This window comes from Rhodovulum sp. FJ3, assembly GCF_032918305.1.
Lineage (GTDB): Bacteria > Pseudomonadota > Alphaproteobacteria > Rhodobacterales > Rhodobacteraceae > SAT37.
In genome coordinates, this window is sequence record NZ_JAWJUU010000003.1 from 284,521 (window position 1) to 303,897 (window position 19,377).

The 19,377-nt window shown below is 61.1% G+C and carries 22 protein-coding genes and 1 riboswitch; of the genes, 7 read left to right on the plus strand and 15 right to left on the minus strand.

The annotated features are described in order from the left end of the window. Positions 1-153 precede the first annotated feature (153 nt). The 13 genes from cmk to miaB all read right to left on the minus strand — a co-directional run bounded on the left by cmk (position 154) and on the right by miaB (position 11,941). A complete protein-coding gene (gene cmk, locus R1W00_RS10465) occupies positions 154-759 on the minus strand; it encodes a (d)CMP kinase (protein ID WP_317262684.1) in 606 nt (201 codons plus the stop codon). Further along, positions 756-1,160, minus strand: a complete 405-nt coding sequence (locus R1W00_RS10470) for a GFA family protein (RefSeq protein ID WP_317262685.1) — start codon at positions 1,158-1,160, stop codon at positions 756-758. Before R1W00_RS10470 ends, cmk begins: the two co-directional genes overlap by 4 nt. Then, positions 1,157-2,509: a 3-phosphoshikimate 1-carboxyvinyltransferase gene (aroA, locus tag R1W00_RS10475; RefSeq protein WP_317262686.1), complete on the minus strand. Its 1,353-nt coding sequence runs from the start codon at positions 2,507-2,509 to the stop codon at positions 1,157-1,159. Before aroA ends, R1W00_RS10470 begins: the two co-directional genes overlap by 4 nt. Positions 2,510-2,655: 146 nt before the next feature. Continuing rightward, on the minus strand, positions 2,656-3,372 hold the full coding sequence (trmB, locus tag R1W00_RS10480) for a tRNA (guanosine(46)-N7)-methyltransferase TrmB (RefSeq protein WP_317262687.1): 717 nt from the start codon (positions 3,370-3,372) through the stop codon (positions 2,656-2,658). 64 nt (positions 3,373-3,436) lie between these two features. Beyond that, on the minus strand, positions 3,437-4,084 hold the full coding sequence (locus R1W00_RS10485) for a hypothetical protein (protein ID WP_317262688.1): 648 nt from the start codon (positions 4,082-4,084) through the stop codon (positions 3,437-3,439). 15 nt (positions 4,085-4,099) lie between these two features. After that, positions 4,100-5,266, minus strand: coding sequence for a methionine adenosyltransferase (gene metK, locus R1W00_RS10490; RefSeq protein ID WP_317262689.1), 1,167 nt, complete (start codon positions 5,264-5,266; stop codon positions 4,100-4,102). 6 nt (positions 5,267-5,272) lie between these two features. After that, positions 5,273-5,320: riboswitch (SAM-SAH riboswitch) on the minus strand. Between the two features lie 28 nt (positions 5,321-5,348). Continuing rightward, the gene (gene lnt, locus R1W00_RS10495; protein WP_317262690.1) at positions 5,349-6,857 is read right to left on the minus strand and encodes an apolipoprotein N-acyltransferase; all 1,509 of its coding nucleotides are present in this window, start codon (positions 6,855-6,857) and stop codon (positions 5,349-5,351) included. A gap of 15 nt (positions 6,858-6,872) precedes the next feature. Continuing rightward, positions 6,873-7,766, minus strand: a complete 894-nt coding sequence (locus R1W00_RS10500; protein WP_317262691.1) for a transporter associated domain-containing protein — start codon at positions 7,764-7,766, stop codon at positions 6,873-6,875. A 35-nt stretch (positions 7,767-7,801) separates the two neighbouring features. Continuing rightward, complete coding sequence (gene ybeY, locus R1W00_RS10505; RefSeq protein ID WP_317262692.1) at positions 7,802-8,296, minus strand: rRNA maturation RNase YbeY; 495 nt, start codon at positions 8,294-8,296, stop codon at positions 7,802-7,804. Between the two features lie 47 nt (positions 8,297-8,343). Continuing rightward, on the minus strand, positions 8,344-9,378 hold the full coding sequence (locus tag R1W00_RS10510; RefSeq protein WP_410901545.1) for a PhoH family protein: 1,035 nt from the start codon (positions 9,376-9,378) through the stop codon (positions 8,344-8,346). Between the two features lie 153 nt (positions 9,379-9,531). Continuing rightward, complete coding sequence (locus tag R1W00_RS10515; protein ID WP_317262694.1) at positions 9,532-9,843, minus strand: hypothetical protein; 312 nt, start codon at positions 9,841-9,843, stop codon at positions 9,532-9,534. Between the two features lie 10 nt (positions 9,844-9,853). Beyond that, a complete protein-coding gene (locus R1W00_RS10520; protein WP_317262695.1) occupies positions 9,854-10,417 on the minus strand; it encodes an OmpA family protein in 564 nt (187 codons plus the stop codon). Between the two features lie 204 nt (positions 10,418-10,621). Further along, entirely contained in the window at positions 10,622-11,941 is a 1,320-nt protein-coding gene (gene miaB / locus R1W00_RS10525) for a tRNA (N6-isopentenyl adenosine(37)-C2)-methylthiotransferase MiaB (RefSeq protein ID WP_317262921.1), read from the minus strand. A 138-nt stretch (positions 11,942-12,079) separates the two neighbouring features. On the opposite strand from miaB, the gene R1W00_RS10530 reads away from it, so the two are divergent. Further along, entirely contained in the window at positions 12,080-12,946 is an 867-nt protein-coding gene (locus R1W00_RS10530) for a hypothetical protein (RefSeq protein WP_317262922.1), read from the plus strand. A gap of 15 nt (positions 12,947-12,961) precedes the next feature. Here R1W00_RS10530 and irrA read toward each other — a convergent pair whose 3' ends face one another. Further along, positions 12,962-13,381 (minus strand): iron response transcriptional regulator IrrA, encoded by a 420-nt coding sequence (irrA, locus tag R1W00_RS10535; protein ID WP_317262696.1) that lies wholly within the window; start codon positions 13,379-13,381, stop codon positions 12,962-12,964. 172 nt (positions 13,382-13,553) lie between these two features. Here irrA and fabA point away from each other — a divergent pair, with 172 nt between their 5' ends. The 3 genes from fabA to R1W00_RS10550 are packed head-to-tail and all read left to right on the plus strand — an operon-like array spanning position 13,554 to position 16,115. Beyond that, on the plus strand, positions 13,554-14,063 hold the full coding sequence (gene fabA, locus R1W00_RS10540; protein ID WP_317262697.1) for a bifunctional 3-hydroxydecanoyl-ACP dehydratase/trans-2-decenoyl-ACP isomerase: 510 nt from the start codon (positions 13,554-13,556) through the stop codon (positions 14,061-14,063). A 27-nt stretch (positions 14,064-14,090) separates the two neighbouring features. After that, the gene (gene fabB, locus R1W00_RS10545; RefSeq protein ID WP_317262698.1) at positions 14,091-15,320 is read left to right on the plus strand and encodes a beta-ketoacyl-ACP synthase I; all 1,230 of its coding nucleotides are present in this window, start codon (positions 14,091-14,093) and stop codon (positions 15,318-15,320) included. Positions 15,321-15,326: 6 nt separating this feature from the next. Next, the gene (locus R1W00_RS10550) at positions 15,327-16,115 is read left to right on the plus strand and encodes an enoyl-ACP reductase (protein ID WP_317262699.1); all 789 of its coding nucleotides are present in this window, start codon (positions 15,327-15,329) and stop codon (positions 16,113-16,115) included. A gap of 77 nt (positions 16,116-16,192) precedes the next feature. Here R1W00_RS10550 and R1W00_RS10555 read toward each other — a convergent pair whose 3' ends face one another. After that, a complete protein-coding gene (locus R1W00_RS10555; protein ID WP_317262700.1) occupies positions 16,193-16,627 on the minus strand; it encodes a peptidylprolyl isomerase in 435 nt (144 codons plus the stop codon). 165 nt (positions 16,628-16,792) lie between these two features. Here R1W00_RS10555 and R1W00_RS10560 point away from each other — a divergent pair, with 165 nt between their 5' ends. Genes R1W00_RS10560 through R1W00_RS10570 form a run of 3 tightly spaced genes read left to right on the plus strand, consistent with a single transcriptional unit; the run spans position 16,793 to position 19,279 of the window. Then, positions 16,793-17,485, plus strand: a complete 693-nt coding sequence (locus tag R1W00_RS10560) for a haloacid dehalogenase type II (RefSeq protein ID WP_317262701.1) — start codon at positions 16,793-16,795, stop codon at positions 17,483-17,485. Continuing rightward, positions 17,482-18,315 (plus strand): alpha/beta hydrolase, encoded by an 834-nt coding sequence (locus tag R1W00_RS10565; protein ID WP_317262702.1) that lies wholly within the window; start codon positions 17,482-17,484, stop codon positions 18,313-18,315. The genes R1W00_RS10560 and R1W00_RS10565 overlap by 4 nt, the downstream gene beginning before the upstream one ends. Continuing rightward, positions 18,305-19,279, plus strand: coding sequence for a threonine/serine dehydratase (locus tag R1W00_RS10570; RefSeq protein ID WP_317262703.1), 975 nt, complete (start codon positions 18,305-18,307; stop codon positions 19,277-19,279). The genes R1W00_RS10565 and R1W00_RS10570 overlap by 11 nt, the downstream gene beginning before the upstream one ends. Positions 19,280-19,377: the final 98 nt, after the last annotated feature.

The following is a 19,377-nucleotide window of genomic DNA, read 5'->3' on the forward strand; positions in this document are numbered from 1 at the left end:
GGCAGACAAATTATCGCAAAACAAAGAGGGCCGGATGATTCCCGACCCCTGCTCGTCTTTAGTGTTTTGCGGCGTTTTCGCCTTATCGACGGGCGCTCTATAGCGCGCAAATCCCTATTATGCAAGGCCCGCGCGCGTTCTCGCTCACCTGCGTTACAGGTGCGCGCGAATGGCCTCGGCGGCCTTTGCAATGGCGTCCTCGATGCTCAGGTCCGTGGTGTCCAACAGAACCGCGTCATCGGCGGGTTTTAGGGGTGCGGTCGCGCGTTCGCTGTCGCGGCGGTCGCGTTCGCGCAGGTCCTCAAGCACGCTCTCGGGGGTCACGTCATGGCCCTTGGACGAGAGTTCCAGATAGCGACGTTGCGCGCGGATCTCATCGCTGGCCGTGACGTAGAGTTTCACCTCGGCGTCGGGGCAGATCACCGTACCGATGTCGCGTCCGTCCAGAACCGCGCCCCCTGCGCGCCGTGCAAATGCACGTTGGAAATCGACCAAGGCCGCGCGGACCTCGGGGATGGCGGCCACTTTGCTGGCCGCTTGGGCCACGGGACCGGTGCGTAGGTCATCGCGGTCAAGATCGGTGAAATCCAACGACGTCGCGGCCTCTACCGCGTCCATCCCGTCCAGAACCCGCGCCCCAACCGCCCGATACAGCAACCCTGTATCCAGATGCGCAAACCCGAAATGGGTGGCGACGGCTTTGGAAATCGTTCCCTTGCCCGAGGCGGCGGGGCCATCAATGGCGACTGCGATGCTCATAATACCTGTGTCGTAATGTCGGGGTGATCACCATCTGCCTTTGGCAGATCGTCGTCAATATCGTAATAATCGCCCTTGTCGGCGCAAAAGATATGGCCCTCAAGGCGCACGCCGCTGGGCGCATCCAGAGTACCCGCAAAGATCGCCAGATCACTGCCCGGACCGTCCCAGAACAGGTTAGACCCACAGACGGGGCAAAACCCGCGCCGCGCCTCGGGCGAGCTCTGATACCACTGCACCCGCCCCTCAATCTTCACCCCATCACGCGGGGTCGAGGTCGCGGCGACATGGTGGCCGCTGGTCTTGCGACATTGGGTGCAGTGACAGGCGACCACGGGGCGCAGTGGCCCCTCGGTTTCATACCGGACCGCGCCGCACAGACACCCGCCGCGCGACGTCATACGTCCTCGCGGTGGAACGTCGCGCCCAGTTTTTCCATCAGCGGCTCAAAGATCGGGAAAGACGTCACGACCGGACCCGCATCATCCACGGTCACAGGTTTCTGCGACGCCATCCCGCAAATCAGGAACGACATTGCAATCCGATGATCCAGATGCGTCTTACAGGTCGCACCACCCGGCACGCCACCCGGCCCCATGCCATGCACGGTAAAGCTGTCCTCGGTTTCCTCAACGGTGACGCCACAGGCCTCAAGGCCCAGCGCCATCGCATCAATCCGGTCACTTTCCTTAACGCGCAACTCTTTGACACCGTCCATCACGGTGGCCCCTTTGGCATAGGAGGCCACGACCGACAGGATCGGGTATTCGTCGATCATGCTGGGTGCACGTTCCGGCGGCACAGCAATGCCCACCATATCCGGCGAATAACGCGCGCGCAGATCGGCCACGGGTTCGCCACCCTCTTCGCGCATGTTCTCATAGTCCAGATTAGCACCCATCTCGCGCAGGGTCGTGAACAAACCGGATCGCGTGGGGTTCAACCCGATGCCCGGCACCAAAACGTCCGAGCCTTCGGTGATCAACGCCGCACAGACCGGAAAGGCGGCGGACGACGGATCGCGCGGCACAACGATGGTCTGCGGCTTCAACTCGGGCTGGCCGACCAAGGTGATCACGCGTCCCTCATCGGTCTCTTCAACACGGATATCGGCACCAAAACCGGCCAGCATCCGTTCGGTGTGATCGCGGGTCGCCTCTTTCTCGATGACAACGGTCTCGCCCGGCGCGTTCAAACCGGCCAGCAACACCGCCGATTTCACCTGCGCCGACGGCATCGGCACAACGTATCGTACCGGAACGGCCTGCGCCGCCCCAACGATGGTCATCGGCAAACGGCCCCCTTCGCGGCCCACGGATTGCGCCCCGAACAGCGCGATGGGATCGGTCACCCGCCCCATCGGACGCCCGCGCAACGATGCATCACCGGTAAATGTCGCAACGATCGGGGATGTCGCCATCGCGCCCATAATCAACCGCACACCCGTCCCCGAGTTGCCGCAATCGATCACATCCTCGGGCTCTTGGAACCCGCCAACGCCAACGCCCTCAACGCGCCATTCGCCCGGACCGACATGGGTCACCTTGGCCCCAAAGGCGCGCATCGCCTTGGCCGTGTCCAGCACATCCTGCCCTTCCAGCAAACCGGAAATCCGCGTCTCGCCCACGGCCATCGCCCCGAACAACAACGCGCGATGGCTGATCGACTTGTCCCCGGGCACCTCGGCCACACCTGTCAGCGGCCCAGATTTCTGCGCGCTCATCGGAATTGGATCACCGTGGCCGGACATGCTTCCCCCATCCATCAAAATACAGTCGCGCGAAGGAGTATCGAAACTCCCCCGCAGGGTCCACTACGATTTGATAGCGCCCACATCTTCAGCTTGGCTTAAATACTCAAAATCCCACGACCGACACACGCACGGACGGCAGGATTTCAATCCGCCACCCGCCGGAAGGTCAGGTAATGCGGCACCCGCCCCTCGCGCAGGGCCTTTTGCTCGTACCGCGTGGAATACCAATCGGCCCACGGGGTGCGCCAATCCTCGGGCCCCTCGGCCAGCCACTCAAACCCGTGCCGCGGCACCTGTTCCAAGGTCTGACGCACGTAATCCTCAATATCCGTCGCCACGCGGAAAATCGCACCGGGCTTCAGAACCCGCGCCAGCGGCTCTAGGTGTTCGGGCGTGACGAACCGGCGGCGGTGGTGGCGCTTTTTCGGCCACGGATCGGGATAGAGCAGAAACGCGCGCTCAATGCTCGCATCGGGCAGGACGTCGAACATATCGCGCACATCACCTGGATGCACAGCGACATTGCTGACCTCGGCCTTGCGGATTTTGCCCAGCAACATCGCAACCCCGTTGATGAACGGCTCACACCCGATGATGCCGACATCGGGGTTTTGCGAGGCCTGATGCACCATGTGCTCGCCCCCGCCAAAGCCGATCTCCAACCACGCAGGCCGCCCGCCGAACAGCGCGTCCAGATCCATCGGCGTGCGTTCAGGGTTTTCGGTCCATGTCACACCGGGGGGCGCCAGTTCGGCCAGATCGGCGTCCAGATACTCGCGCTGACTGTCGCGCAGGGTCTTGCCATGGCGACGCCCATAGAAATTCCGCCATCCGCGTTCGGGGGTGGTGTTCTCGGCCATGGCTGTTGCTCCTTGCTCTCTTCGGCGCGCGTCCTAGGCGACAAGGCCCCCGTTGTCCATGGTTCTATTCGGTCAGCATGTTGCCCGCGCGCAATTCTTCACGCGTGGGATACCACAAATCATCGCCGCGATTGCGGATGGTTTCGATGGCGAACTCGGCCTTGATCCCATGGGACAGGAAATGGGTCAGGCGTTCATAGACCTCTTGTTGGGTGTCATCATACAACCACTCGGCCAGATCGAACGGGCTTTCCCAGTCCTTGCTCTCTTGGTTGTCTTCGTAATAGCCCTCAATCCCGTCGGCACCCCAGTAATACTGGTGAAAGCCGACCTTGCCGCCGCGCTCCATCGTGCGATTGACGCCCGCGGCCATGACGACGGTGCAACTGCTTTCACAGTAGTCCACCACATGGGTGTCCAGTTCATAATCCGAAATGATGCGCGCCATTTCCAGCGCGGGGTAATAATACCCCCCGCCACTGGTCAGATGGACCGCGGTGATCTGCTTGTGGGTCTTCAGGTTTTCGCGCAGATCCTCGACATCGGCCCACTCAATCTCGGTGTCCCCCTGAACAAGGTTCTCGTCATAGATCAGGGCCGTCCCGTCGACCCGAAAGCGGGAGGGTTCAGGCGTCGCGCGCGCAACTGCGTCTTCGTACATCTGCGCGGTGGTGCAGAAAAACCCACAGGCAAGCGCGATCCCTAAACCCATATAATACCGCCTTTGTTACACGGCCTTTTTCAAGGCCTCGACCAGATCCGTTTGTTCCCAGCTGAACCCGCCATCCGCGTCGGGTGCGCGGCCAAAGTGGCCATAGGCCGCCGTGCGTTGGAACACGGGCTTGTTCAACTGCAGGTGCTCGCGGATGCCGCGGGGGGTCAAATCCATGACCGAGGCGATGGCGCGTTCGATCTGCGCCTCATCCACCTGACCTGTTCCATATGTATCTGCGTAAATCGACAGAGGTTTGGCAACCCCGATCGCATAAGAAAGTTGAATGGTGCAGCGTTTGGCCAACCCAGAGGCGACTACGTTCTTCGCCAGATAACGCGCGGCATAGGCGGCCGAGCGGTCCACCTTGGTCGGGTCTTTGCCCGAAAACGCGCCGCCACCATGGGGCGCGGCACCGCCATACGTATCCACGATGATCTTGCGCCCTGTCAGGCCTGCATCGCCATCGGGGCCGCCGATTACGAACTTGCCCGTCGGGTTCACCCACCATTCGGTGTCCGGCGTGATCCAGCCCTCGGGCAGAACCTCGGTGATATAGGGGGCGACGATCTCGCGCATCTGATCGGCGCTCAGGTCCTCAGACCGGTGCTGGTGCGACAGCACGATGGAGGTCACGCCAACGGGACGACCGTTTTCATAGCGCACGGTCAACTGGGACTTCGCATCCGGTTCCAGTTCCGGCTCGGCGCCCGACTTACGGACCTCGGCCAGACGGCGCAGGATCGCATGGGCGTACTGGATCGGGGCGGGCATCAGCGCGTCGGTCTCATCCACGGCATAGCCGAACATGATCCCCTGATCCCCTGCGCCTTCTTCTTTCTGCTCACCCGCGTCAACGCCTTGGGCGATATGCGCGGATTGCTCGTGCAGATAGTTGTCCACGGCCATGTTGGACCAATGGAACCCGTCCTGTTCATACCCGATGTCGCGCACACAGTTGCGCGCGATGTCCTCGACGCGGTCAATCACGGATTGGGGGCCGCGCACCTCACCGCCGATGACGACGCGGTTGGTGGTGGCAAAGGTTTCACAAGCCACCCGCGAATACGGGTCCTCGGCCAGAAACGCGTCCAGAACAGCGTCCGAAATACGGTCGCACACTTTATCGGGGTGTCCCTCGGAAACGGATTCCGAAGTAAACAGGTAGTCAGTACGGGACATGGGAAGTGCTCCATTAGGTTTCACCGACACGCCAGGAAGCCGTTGTGCCGGTATGTTGCGCCGAAATAGGACGCCTCACGGCCTAGGTCAACGCACGATTGCGCCGCATCCACGCACAAAAGCCAGTGAGGACAAGTATCAGACCTAATAACGGCCAATCGCCCGCCATTGCATAGGGTGTAGGCGAAAGAGCCTGCGGAACTGTCGATTGGATATAGCCCGCCGTGTTCAGAGGACGCGACGCCTGTATCTGGCCAAGGGGATCAATCACCGCCGAAACGCCCGTGTTCGCGGACCGCAACACCGACAGCCCGTTTTCGATCGCGCGCAGACGCGCCTGTGCCAGATGTTGATAGGGGCCGGAAAACCCGCCGAACCACGCGTCGTTGGTGATCTGCAAAATCCACGCGGGCCGCGTGTCGGCGGCGCGGATGTCTTGGGGGAACACGGCCTCATAGCAAATCAGAGGCAGAACCGGCTGACCGTTGCGCAGGCGGATCACCTCGGCCCCGGGCCCCGAGGCAAAACCCGCCCCGCTGGCCGCCAGACCATAAAGGCCAAATCGCGCCGCCAGATCGGCAAAGGGGATGTATTCGCCAAAGGGGACAAGGTGGTGCTTGTCATAGACCGTGGTGATCCTACCGCCCTGCCCCAACAATGCTGCGGAATTATAAAGACCCGTCTCATCGCGGCGCAGACCGCCCAATACCACCTCGGCCCCGTTTGCGGCCTCGGCAATCTCGCCCAGCAACGGCCCCGCATCGTTCAACAGATAGGCCACCGATGTCTCGGGCCAGACGATCAGGTCGGGCGCAGCGGGTTCCTCGGCGGCGGTGAAATCCAGCAGGCGCTGATAGAACACGGGGATCATATCGCGGCGCCATTTTTCGTGCTGCGGGGCGTTGGGTTGCAACAGGCGCACCGTGGTGTCGCCAGCGACCATGGGCGTGTTTAGCCGCCAAAGGCCCCCGCCCCACAGAACCGCGACCATCGCCACCGCGCCGATCCACGCGCGCCAGTTGCCCAGCGCGATCAGACCGGACAGGCCCATCAACATCAGGCTCAGGAACGGCACCCCGCCAAGGGCCGCCCATTGCGCAACCGGCGTTTCGACCCAGACATGGCCAAGCGACGCCCACGGGAATCCCGTAAACACATAACCCCGCGCCAGTTCCATCAACGACAGCATCAGGATCAACAGGGCCAACCGCCGTGCACCGCCATCGCGCACCACACGCGCGGTGACATATCCCGCCAGCCCCCAGAACAAGGCCAGCCCAGCCGCCAGAAAGATCAGGGCAAAGGGTGCCATCCACCCGTGTCGCGCCACATCCACCAGAAAAGGTTCGACAATCCACGTCAGCGATCCTGCGAAATAGCCCGCGCCGCCCGCCCACAGGGTGAACGCCACGCGCCACGGTCCCACGACCTGTGCAGCGACGGCCAGCAACACCGCCATCCCCGCAATCGTCGCCCACCAGAAATCAAACGGCGCTTGGCCAAGGGCGGCAACCGCCCCCGCCACCACCGCGATCCCCATGCGCCAGCGCGCCGCGGTTTGCATTCGCGCCAGTGCCGTGCCGAGGATCATCAGTGGGACCTTTCGCTAGCCTTGTGCGGCTTCGGGGACGCGGACGCGGATACGCTTGATCCGGCGCGGATCGGCATCGACGATCTCGAACTCAACCCCGCCGTCGTGCTGAACCACCTCACCGCGCACCGGTACGCGACCGGTCAGCATGAACACCAACCCGCCCAGCGTATCGATTTCCTCTTCGTCCTCTTCCTCGACCAGCTTTTGACCAATCTCGGTTTCGAACTCATCCAGCGGGGTCTTGGCCTGTGCCAGATAGCAACCGGGCTTTTCCACGGACCAGAACCGGCCTTCGGCCACATCGTGTTCGTCCTCGATCTCACCGATGACCTGTTCGATCAGATCCTCAATGGTCAGCAACCCGTCCACACCGCCGTATTCGTCGATCACAAGGGCCATATGCATCCGCTCGGTCTGCATTTTCTGCAGCAGAACGCCAATCGGCATCGACGGCGGCGCATAGAGTAGCGGGCGCAAAAGCGGTTCAATCGCGAATTCTGCCGAGCCGCCGTTCAACCCGAATTGCAGCGCGAAATCCTTGAGGTGGATCATGCCAATCGGCGTGTCCAACGTGCCCTCGTAGACAGGCAGGCGCGACATCCCGCTTTCGCGGAAGACGGCAACCAGATCGTCCTTGGAAATATCTGCGGGGACGGCGACGATTTCGACCTTGGGCAGGGCGACATCCTCGACCCGCATCCGGCGCAAATTGCCAAGTCCCGGCAACGGCGTTCCGTTCAAGGCCGCACCCGGTTCCGGGTCACTGTGCCGTTCCTCATCCCCTTGGGGATCATCCGGAGCCTTAAAGGCCCCCCAAAGTCGCCCGATCAAACCAGGCTGAGTCTCGTTTTCATAGTTTGGCGCGCTCTGCGCCGCACTAGACGACCCGTCGGTCTCTGCGCCCATCGTTCCTTACCGTTAAAACTGGACCAAGCTGTCCGTCATTCATATGGGTCAGCAATACCCAATGTTGCAAGTATTTCTGTCTCAAGACGTTCCATCAGATCGCCATCTTGTGGCCGAATGTGGTCAAAACCCAACAAATGCAGCGTCCCGTGTACCAATAGATGAACGACATGATTTGCGAATTCCTTACCCTGCTGGCCGGCTTCGGCCATGCAAGTGTCATAGGAAATCGCGATATCGCCCAGTTCAATCGGCATATCGGGTAAATCGGGTTCGGGCACATCGGGCATGTCACCGTCGGTTTCGGCGGCCAGATCGGTGGCGGGCCATGACAGAACATTCGTGGCCTTGTCCTTTTCGCGGAACTCGGCGTTCAGCTCGGCAATGCGCGCATCATTGCACCCCATGACGCACATCTCTGCGCCCTCAGGCACCTTTAGATGCGACAGAGCCGCGGTGCAGGCCCGTTCGGCCAGCACCACCAGTTCATCCGACCAACGGTCATCTTCGATAAGGACATCAATTTCCATGGCGCCCCCTTATCCGGTCCGACGCGCCTTGCAAAGTGCCCGTGGCGTTACGCCTGACCTTTGGACATCGCCTCAATCGAGGCCTGATCATAGGCTTCGATGATTTTCGCGACCAGCGGGTGACGTACCACATCCTTGGAGGTGAAGTAGTTAAAGCTGATCTTGTCGATACCTTTGAGCAGGTTTTCCGCATCGCGAAGGCCCGATTGGACCCCGCGCGGCAGGTCGACCTGACTGCGGTCGCCGGTAATCACCATGCGCGAGCCCTCGCCCAGACGGGTCAGGAACATCTTCATCTGCATGGTCGTAGCGTTCTGCGCCTCATCCAGCACGACGAACGCATTGGCCAGCGTCCGCCCCCGCATAAAGGCCAGCGGCGCAATCTCGATCCGCTTTTCCTCAATCAGTTTGGCAACCTGTTTGCTGGGCAAAAAGTCGTTCAGCGCGTCATAAAGCGGCTGCATATAGGGATCGACCTTGTCCTTCATGTCACCGGGCAGATAGCCCAGCTTTTCGCCCGCCTCGACCGCAGGGCGCGACAGGATGATCCGGTCCACGTGCCCGCCGATGAACATGTTCACCGCCACGGCCACCGCCAGATAGGTTTTCCCCGTCCCGGCCGGACCGATCCCGAACGCCAGTTCATTGTTAAACAGTGATTGCACATAGGCCTTTTGTGCCTCGGTGCGCGGTTCGATCAGTTTCTTGCGGGTTTTGATTTCCACAGAACCACGGTTGAACATCTCAAGCTGATCGCCCGGTTCGGTGCCGGTGTCCTCTTCGGTGGCGCCCAGACGGATGATGCCGTCGATATCGCCCGCATCCACGGACTTGCCCGCCTCAAGACGACCGTAGAGCTGTTGCAGGACCATCGCCGCGCGGCCACGCGCATCGCCATCACCCACGACGGCCAACTGGTTGCCACGGCGCAAAATGTGCACGGATAATTTGTGCTCTATTTGGGCGAGGTTCCGGTCGAATTCACCGCAGAGATCAATCAGTAGACGATTGTCAGGAAACTCCATCAGGGTTTCTTGAATTTCATCGCCAGCGAGCGGGGGTGTCAACGCACTGATGCCCAAGCACGACTCCGTTTTTTAAGGTGCCTACATAGATATGGTGGCCCTCAAAGGGGATTCCCGCAAGCTCTGGTTTCAAACTTTCATCGAAAAGACACAAAAAAACTGCGCCCGGTTGTGGGGCGCAGCCTATTTTCGCGGCGAATTGGGGTGATCCTAGATCGGATCCTCGAAATCCGAACCGGATTTGAACGGGCCGATGGCCGTGTTCGGGGGGGCAACGCCGCTGCAAACCGGCTTGCCGTATTTGTCCAGACGCTGGGACAGATAGCCCTCGACGCCATCGTCGATGATCCAGTGATCACAGCCGTTCGGATCAACCCAGATACCGGCCTTGAGCTGGCTCAGGTCTTTGGAGTCGAAACCACGGTCGACGGTTTTATCTTCTTTGACACCCACCAGACCTTCGTCACAGGCAGCGACCGATGCGGCGATGGCCACGAGACCACAGAGTTTAACAATGTTCATATCGGTCCCCTTAGCGCAGGCAGATGATTTCGACGCGGCGGTTCTTGGCCTGACCAGCGGCGGTTTTGTTCGACGCAACCGGCAGACGCTCACCATAAGCGCGGACGTCGGCGATCCGCACACCGGCCTGACGCGCCACACGGGCAACGGCATCGGCGCGACGCTGCGACAGGGCGATGTTGTATTCATCCGAGGCACGGCTGTCCGTATGACCGGCGATCACAAAAGACGTCGCCTGGGTCGAGCGGAAGAACTCGGTCAGGCGACGCACGCCCGCCGCCGAGATTGCCGACTTGTTGGTCTCAAACAGCTGATCCGAGGACACCACGCCACAGGTGTTGCCACGGCGGCAAACCGGAATGCCGTCGCGCGTCACGTGCGGGGTCATGAACCCCTCAACACCGTCGTCCATAACCCAGTGCTCACACCCATCGGGGTCAACCCAGATCGTCGGAATATAGCGTTCGCCATAAATCTTGTTTTGCGCCAGAGCCGCCCCCGCGACGGAGCTCACCGCAATCGCGGCGATACCGGCTACGGCCATGCTTTTCCGCACCGTGTCAAAGATGCCCATCGTACCATTCCCACCTGCTCTTCGAGTGAAATCCCGACAGAGCTGTTATCAATCGTTTAATTCTCTGGCCAGTTTAGCAAAAGGTTTATACGAAAATACATCGTTTTCTGATACTTGCGCTGCGCAACGAAACAATGTGACCCCGCAGACTCACATTGTTGCGATATGCGCCTCAACCGCGTGCAATCTACACGCGCAGCAAGATCAGATCACTTTACCGGCAAGGGAATTTGGCGCGGCCGACGTGATTCTTACCCGCGCGATTTTACCGATCATATCGGGGCTAGCTTCGGCATGAACGGCGTGCAGGTGGTCGGATTTCCCGATCAACTGCCCCTCACGGCGACCGACCTTTTCAAACAGCACGCCGACCTCTTTGCCGACCATCGCGGCCTGGATTTCGGTCTGCTGTTGGGTCAGCAGCGCCTGCAGCCGTTGCAGACGTTCGGACGCCACATCGGCGTCCACCTGTGCGCGCTCGGCCGCAGGCGTGCCCGGACGGGTCGAGTATTTAAACGAATAGCACTGGCCATACCGCACCTGCCGGACCAGCTCCATCGTGTCCTCAAAATCGGCGTCCGTTTCTTCGGGGAAGCCGACGATGAAATCCCCCGACATCAGAATATCGGGACGCGCCTCACGGATGCGTTCGATCAGGCGCAGATAGCTCTCGGCGGTGTGGCTGCGGTTCATCCGTTTCAGGATGCGGTCGCTGCCCGATTGAACCGGCAGATGCAGATAGGGCATCAGTTCCGGCACCTCGCCATGTGCAGCGATAAGGTCGTCGTCCATATCGTTGGGGTGCGAGGTGGTATAGCGGATACGCTCCAACCCTTCGACCTTGGCCAGTTCGCGGATCAAACGCGACAGGGTCCAATCCCCGTCCGCGCCGTTGCCGTGATAGGCGTTGACGTTCTGGCCCAGCAGCGTGATCTCGCGCACGCCGCGTTCGACCAGATCGCGCGCCTCGGTCAACACGCGATCTACGGGGCGGCTGACCTCGGCGCCACGGGTGTAGGGCACCACGCAGAAGGCACAGAATTTATCGCACCCTTCCTGCACCGTCAGAAACGCGGTCGGGCCGCGTTTCGCCTTGGGGCGTTTGGCAAGGTGGTCGAACTTGTCCTCTTCGGGGAAATCGGTGTCCAGCGCCTTGCGGCCCTCACGCGCCTTGGTCTCCAGTTCCGGCAGGCGGTGATAGCTCTGCGGGCCAACGACCAGATCGACCATCGGCTGACGGCGCATGATCTCTTCGCCCTCGGCCTGCGCGACACAGCCCGCAACGCCGATCTTCAGGTCGGGGTTCGCGGTTTTCAGCCCCTTGAACCGGCCCAGTTCGGAATAGACCTTTTCGGCGGCCTTTTCACGGATGTGGCAGGTGTTCAGCAGGATCATATCCGCATCATCGGGCGTCTCGGTGGTCACATACCCCGACCCGCCCAGCGCCTCGGCCATGCGTTCGCTGTCATAGACGTTCATCTGACAGCCGTATGTCTTGATATACAGTTTCTTCTGCTCACCCATCTGGCGCGCGCCCCCGTGGATATTGGTGACCGAATATTTAAACCCGCCCAATACACAATGCAGGCACGGGCCGCAACGCTTGCAATACCGGCGCGGATGACGGATTTTACCCGCAACAGAGCAGGAATGAAAAACCCGATGCAATACAACGGCCTGACAGATTTCTTGAAAAACGGCACAGCCGCATTGGCCAAGGGGCCGATCGCGGTGATCATCGCCGAAGACGGGGTCGAACTGGACACCACCCTGCGCCATCACCTGAACATCGGGTTCAAATCGGTGATCGCCCTGTTGCCCGATGTGGTCGAAATGCCCGGCGATCTAGAGGACAAGGTGCACCGCGTGCGTCTGGACGTCTACCGCGAGGGCGCAGTGGTTCACGCGATCAACCGCCTGATCGAAGGCGCGGCGGGTCAGTGGATGTATTACTGTTTCAACGCCGAATACCTGTTCTTTCCGTTCTGCGAGACGCGCACGATTGGCGATATGCTGACCTTTCACACCGAGGAACGGCGCGATGCGATGCTGTGCTATGTGGTGGACCTCTATGCGGGCGATCTTGGGCAGTTCCCGAATGCGGTATCGCTGGAAACTGCGTTGCTGGACAAATCGGGGTACTATGCGCTGGCCCGCTATGATGAGGTCGCGGGCGAGGACAAGGACCGGCAGTTGGACTTTTTCGGCGGGCTGCGCTGGCGGTTTGAGGAACATGTGCCCTATGACCGGCGCAAGATCGACCGCATCGCCCTGTTCCGCGCCAAGCCGGGTCTAAAACTGCGCCCCGATCACACGTTCAACGACGAAGAATACAACACCTACGCCTGTCCGTGGCACCATAACCTGACCGCTGCGATCTGCTCCTTCCGCACGGCCAAGGCCCTGAAAACCAATCCGGGCTCCACGTTCGAAATCCAGACGTTCCAATGGCACAACTCGGTGCCGTTTGAATGGAGTTCACAACAATTGCTGGATTTGGGCCTGATGGAACCGGGGCAGTGGTTCTGAACCGTCCCTGACCGCTTAACGCTTGCGGCGCAGGCGGATCACCACATCGACCTTGGCAATCTCAACGCCCTCAGGCGCATCCGGCAGGCCGCTGATTTTCAGACGATCGGCGGGGGCATCGGTCAGACGGCCCTCATCTTCCCAAAAGAAATGGGGGTGGTCATCGACGCGGGTGTCAAAATAGCTTTTGGCGCCATCGACCATGACCTCTTGGATCAGGCCCGCATCGCAAAACGCGCGCAAGGTATTATAGACCGTCGCCAGAGACACCTTTTCCCCCGCATCAACCGCGGCGGCAAACAGGCTTTCGGCGGTGATGTGGCGATCCTGACCGTCACCCACCAACAGACCCGCCAACGCCAGACGTTGACGTGTCGGGCGCAGGCCAGCACGGCCAAGCCATTGGGTAGAGCGATCGATTGCCTGCGGCGTCATAGTGCGTCTCTCGGTAGTATTTCCCTCTGTATATCGGCGAAAAGGGAGGTAATTCAATTGAATTTCTCGCCCCGCTTTCCTGTGAATACAGGCGTCACGCCTATTGCAACGCGTCAAACAGCGGTGTTAGAGGGGTGCGATCAAGAAGAAATGAGCACAAAGGGCTACCTGAATGGCCGATTATCCTACGAGCTTTGACCGGGACGACCTATTGAAATGCGCACGCGGTGAGCTGTTCGGCCCCGGCAACGCGCAATTGCCCGAACCGCCCATGTTGATGATGGACCGCATCACCGACATCAGCGCCGACGGCGGTCTGCACGGCAAAGGCCACGTCGTGGCCGAGTTCGACATTCAGCCTGACCTGTGGTTCTTTGATTGCCACTTCCCTGGCAACCCGATCATGCCCGGCTGTCTGGGTCTGGACGGTCTGTGGCAGCTGACCGGCTTTAACCTTGGCTGGCGCGGCTGGCTGGGTCGTGGTTACGCACTGGGCGTGGGTGAGGTCAAACTGACCGGCATGGTCCGCCCTGATCGCAAAATGCTGACCTATTACGTTGATTTTACCAAGGCCGTACAAACCCGCCGCTTGACCATGGGCGTCGCAGATGGCCGAGTAGAAGCAGATGGCGAAGTCATCTATCAGGTCAAAGATATGAAGGTCGCTCTGTCCGAGAGCTAAGCCCCACAATTTCTGGAGGAGAGCGCCATGCGCCGCGTCGTCATTACCGGCATCGGTATCGTGTCCCCTATCGGTAACAATGCCGCCGAAGTCGAAGCCAGCCTGCGGGCCGGCCGTTCGGGGATCATCGCCGAAGAGAACTACACCAAACACGGGTTCCGCAGCCAAGTCGCGGGCATCCCGCAAATCGATCTGGCCGCCAACATCGACAAGCGCCAGTTGCGCTTTATGGGTCCGGGTGCGGCGTATAACTACATCGCTATGGAACAGGCGGTCGCGGATTCCGGTCTGGAAGAAAGCGACGTCAGCAACGAGCGTACCGGCCTGATCATGGGGTCTGGCGGTCCGTCGACCTCGAACTTCTTTGACGCCCACCAGATCGTCATCGAAAAAGGCAGCCCCAAGCGTATGGGCCCGTTCATGGTGACGCGTTGTATGTCGTCGACCAACTCGGCCTGTCTGGCGACCCCGTTCAAGATCAAGGGCGTCAACTATTCGATCACCTCGGCCTGTTCGACCAGTGCGCATTGCATCGGCAACGGTGTTGAGCAGATCCAGCTGGGCAAACAGGACATCGTGTTTGCAGGCGGCGGCGAAGAGGTCGATTGGACCCTGTCCTGCCTGTTTGACGCGATGAACGCCATGTCCAGCAAATACAACGACACACCGGATAAGGCCTCGCGCCCGTTCGACGCGACTCGCGACGGGTTCGTAATCGCAGGCGGCGGCGGCGTTCTGGTTCTGGAAGAGCTTGAGCACGCCAAGGCCCGCGGCGCGAAAATCTATGGTGAGGTCACCGGCTATGGCGCGACCTCGGACGGCTACGACATGGTGGCCCCGTCCGGCGAAGGCGGCGAGCGTTCGATGCGCGTTGCCCTGTCCACCCTGCCCGAAGATCGCAAGATCGACTATATCAACGCTCACGGCACCTCGACCCCTGCGGGCGACGTGACCGAGGTCAAGGCCGTGCGTCGCGTGTTCGGCGAGGGCAGCACGCCCCCGATCGCATCGACCAAGTCGCTGACCGGTCACAGCCTTGGCGCGACCGGCGTGCATGAGGCGATCTATTCGCTGTTGATGATGCAGGGCAATTTCATCGCGGCCTCGGCCAACGTGACCGAGCTTGACCCCGAAATCAACGAGGGCGAAATCGTCACCGAACTGCGTGAAAACGTCGAGCTGGACAGCGTCCTGTCCAACAGCTTTGGGTTCGGCGGCACCAACGCCACCCTGATCATGAGTAAATATCGCGGGTAACCTGTTATGGCGAATTTGATGAACGGCAAACGCGGCCTTGTGATGGGCGTCGCTAATGAGCGCTCTATCGCATGGGGCATTGCCAAGGCTCTGGCCGATGAGGGCGCGGAACTGGCCTTTTCCTATCAGGGTGAGGCATTCGGCAAACGCGTCGAACCCTTGGCCGCGTCGGTCGGGTCGGATTTTCTGGTGGATGTCGATGTGACCGACCCCGCCAGCATGGACGCCTGTTTCGATCAGCTGAAATCGCGTTGGGGCAAGCTGGACTTTGTGGTCCATGCCATCGCCTATTCCGACAAGAATGAGCTGACCGGTCGCTTCGTCAACACGTCGCGCGAGAACTTCAAGAACTCGCTGGATATCTCGTGCTATTCCTTCATCGACGTCAGCCGCCGCGCGGCGGAAATGATGCCCGATGGCGGTAGCCTGATCACCCTGACCTTTGCCGGTTCGAACCGTGTGACGCCGAACTATAACGTCATGGGCGTAGCCAAGGCCGCACTGGAAAGCGCGACGCGCTATCTGGCCGCCGATCTGGGCGCACAGGGCATCCGCGTCAACGCGATCTCGCCTGGCCCGATGAAAACGCTGGCCGGTGCCGCAATCGGCGGGGCACGCGCAACGTACCGCCACACCGACAGCAACGCGCCCTTGGGGTCCAACGCCACGCTAGAGGCCGTGGGCGGCACCGCCGCGTGGCTGTGCTCGGACTATGGTGCCTGCACCACCGGTGAAATCGTGCGCGTGGACGGTGGTTTCCACGTTCTGGGCATGCCCAAGCCTGAAAACCTCTGATCACCGCGATCATGCGAAAACAAAAAACGCGCACCAACCGGTGCGCGTTTTCTTTTGTCTGAACGGATGGTCGCGGATCAGGCCGCGACGATTTCCACCAGTTCGAAATCAAACGTCAGGTCTTTGCCAGCCAGCGGATGGTTGGCGTCCAGAACAACGGATTCTTCGGTCACTTCGGCAACCGTCACCGGCATCACCTGACCCGTCGGGGTTTGCAATTGCAGCTGGGTGCCCAGATCCAGCGGGATATCGGCGGGCACCTGATCGCGCGGGATCGCCTGACGCGCGTCGGGCTGCACGGGGCCGTAGGCCTGATCGCTGGGGATTTCGACGACCTTTTTGTCGCCTGCCTTCATGCCGGGGATCGCCTGATCCAGACCCGGAATGATCTGACCCGACCCAACCGTGAATTCCAGAGGGTCACGACCTGCAGAGCTGTCGAAAACCGTACCGTCCGTCAGGGTGCCGGTGTAATGAATGCGCACGGTGTCGCCCGCTTTGACCTCGGTCATATGTCTACTTTCCAATTTTCTCGGGGTGAGTTTGCAGAGGCTGCGCCGGTCGCACAGGTACTCTTGACGTGGGACCAACTTAAAATTCTTGTGAAGAATGTAAAGGGCGGCGGGGCTTTTCGCATGAAACGGCCTGTGCCACGGTGCCCGAAAGGGGAGGAAACCATGCCAATCACAACCTGTATCTTTGATGCCTATGGCACATTGTTCGACGTCACCGCCGCCGCCCGTCAGGCCGCGAATGAGCCTGGAAACGACGATCTGGCCCGCGTGTGGCCGTCACTGGCCACGAACTGGCGCAACAAACAGCTGAACTATACGTGGTTGCGGGCGATCACGGGGGTCCATTGCGATTTCTGGCAGGTGACCCAAGAGGCGCTGGATTGGTCGCTTGCCGCCGAGGGCCTGCCAACCGAGGGCGCGTTGCGTAAGCGTCTGCTGGCGCTTTACTGGGAGCTGTCGGCCTTTGCCGAGGTGCCCGCGATGCTGCGCGCACTAAAAGACATGGGGATGAACACCGCGATCCTGTCCAATGGTTCGCCCGCGATGCTGGACGGGGCAGTGCAATCGGCGGGCGTTGGCGATGTGCTGGACGATGTCCTGTCAGTCGAGAGCGTCGGCATCTTCAAACCAGATGCGCGGGTCTATGAATTGGTCGAGAAACGCTTTGCCTGTGCGCGGGATGAGGTGTTGTTCGTCTCGTCGAACGGATGGGACGCAGGGGCGGCCACGGGGTTCGGATTTACCACCGCATGGGTCAATCGGGGCAATGATCCGGTTGACCGCCTGCCGTGGACACCCGAACATATCCTGACGGATCTGTCCCAGATTCCGACCTTGGTGCAGGAGATTTCATGACCACATTCACAGCCGACGACGGGGCCCGCATTGCCTATACCGATACGGGCACGGGTCGGCCGTTGCTCTGTCTTGCGGGTCTGACCCGCAACCAAAGCGATTTCGACTATATCGCGCCGCACCTGCCCGAGGGCACGCGCGTCATCGCGATGGATTATCGCGGGCGGGGTGGGTCAGACTGGACCGGTGCGGACAGCTATACGATTGCGCGCGAGGGCGCGGATGCCCTGAACCTGCTGGATCATCTGGGGATTTCTTCCGCGCCGATCCTCGGGACCTCGCGCGGCGGGCTGATCGCGCTGTATCTGATGGCCGTGGCGCCCGAGCGCGTGGCGGGCCTGTGCCTGAACGACATCGGGCCGGTGATTGATCGCGGGGGCCTTGACCGGATTGCCGATTACGTAGGCCGCAGCCCGCGTTCCATCACAACGTATGAGGACATGGCCAAGGCGCTTGCGGCCCAAGCGGACGGGTTCGCCAATGTCCCCGACAGCCGCTGGATGGAAGAGGCGCGCAAGCATTACATCCAGACCGATGCAGGGTTGCAGATCAACTATGACCCCGAGTTGCGCCAATCCTTCCTTGACGCCTATGAGGCCGAGGATCAGGACGCGTGGCCCCTGTGGGATCTCTGCGCGACAAAACCCGCCGCCCTGATCCGTGGGGCGAATTCCGATCTGTTGTCCCGCGCGACGGCAGCAGAAATGGCGCGCCGTCATGGCAACCTGATCTATGCCGAAATTCCCGACCGCGCGCATATCCCGTTCCTTGATGAACCGGGTTCAATCGCGGCCATCACCGAATTTCTGGAGACCGTCCATGGATCGTGACGCGATTTTCGCAGCGCGCGACCGTCTGGCCCAACACGCCCGCCGCACCCCACTGCTCGAGAGCCCGTTTTTAAACGAGATCGCGGGGCGGCGTGTGCTGGTCAAGGCCGAGTGCCTGCAACACACCGGCAGTTTCAAGTTTCGCGGCGCGTGGTCGGCTCTGACCGCCCTACCCGCCGAGAAACGCGCGAATGGCGTCTGTGCCGTGTCCTCGGGCAACCACGCCCAAGGGGTCGCCATGGCCGCCCAGATGATGGGCGTGCCGGCGACCATCGTGATGCCCGCCGATGCGCCACGGCTCAAGATCGAGAACACCCGCGCCTATGGGGCCGAGGTGGTACTCTATGACCGCGCGACGGTGGACCGCGACGCCTTGGTCCGGCAGGTCGCCGAGGAGCGTGGCCAGCATGTCATCATGCCCTTTGACGATGCCGACGTGATCGCGGGTCAGGGCACCGTGGGTCTGGAGATCGCGGAACAGGCGGCGGAACTGGGCATCACCCGCGCCCATGTTTTGGTCTGTTGTGGCGGTGGTGGGCTGACGGCGGGGATCGCCACCGCCCTACACGCCACCGCGCCCGACATGCGCGTCCATCCGGCCGAGCCCGAGGGGTTCGACGACGTGGCACGGTCCCTCTCCACCGGCACCCGCCAGATGAACAGCGTTCGCAGCGGGTCGATTTGCGATGCGATTCTGACACCCGAATCCGGTGATCTGACGTGGCCGATCATGCGCGACCTCTGCGGCGCGGGGGCCGTGGTCAGCGACGACATGGCCCTGGACGCAGTTGCGGCCGCGTTCCAACGCCTGAAACTGGTGGTCGAGCCGGGGGGCGCGGTTGCGCTTGCCGCCGCGCTTTGGGCCTTGCCAGACGGGGTTGCAGCGGATGTTCCGGTGATCGCCGTGGCCACCGGTGGCAATGTCGACGCGGACATCTTTGCCCGCGCTTTGGAGCGCCTGTAACGGGTGCTCCAAATTTAGTTGACACCGACAACTATTATTTTCTATTCCTGTCCCAACGGGAGGCATGAGTGTGCCGCGTGCAAGGGGACAGGCACGCG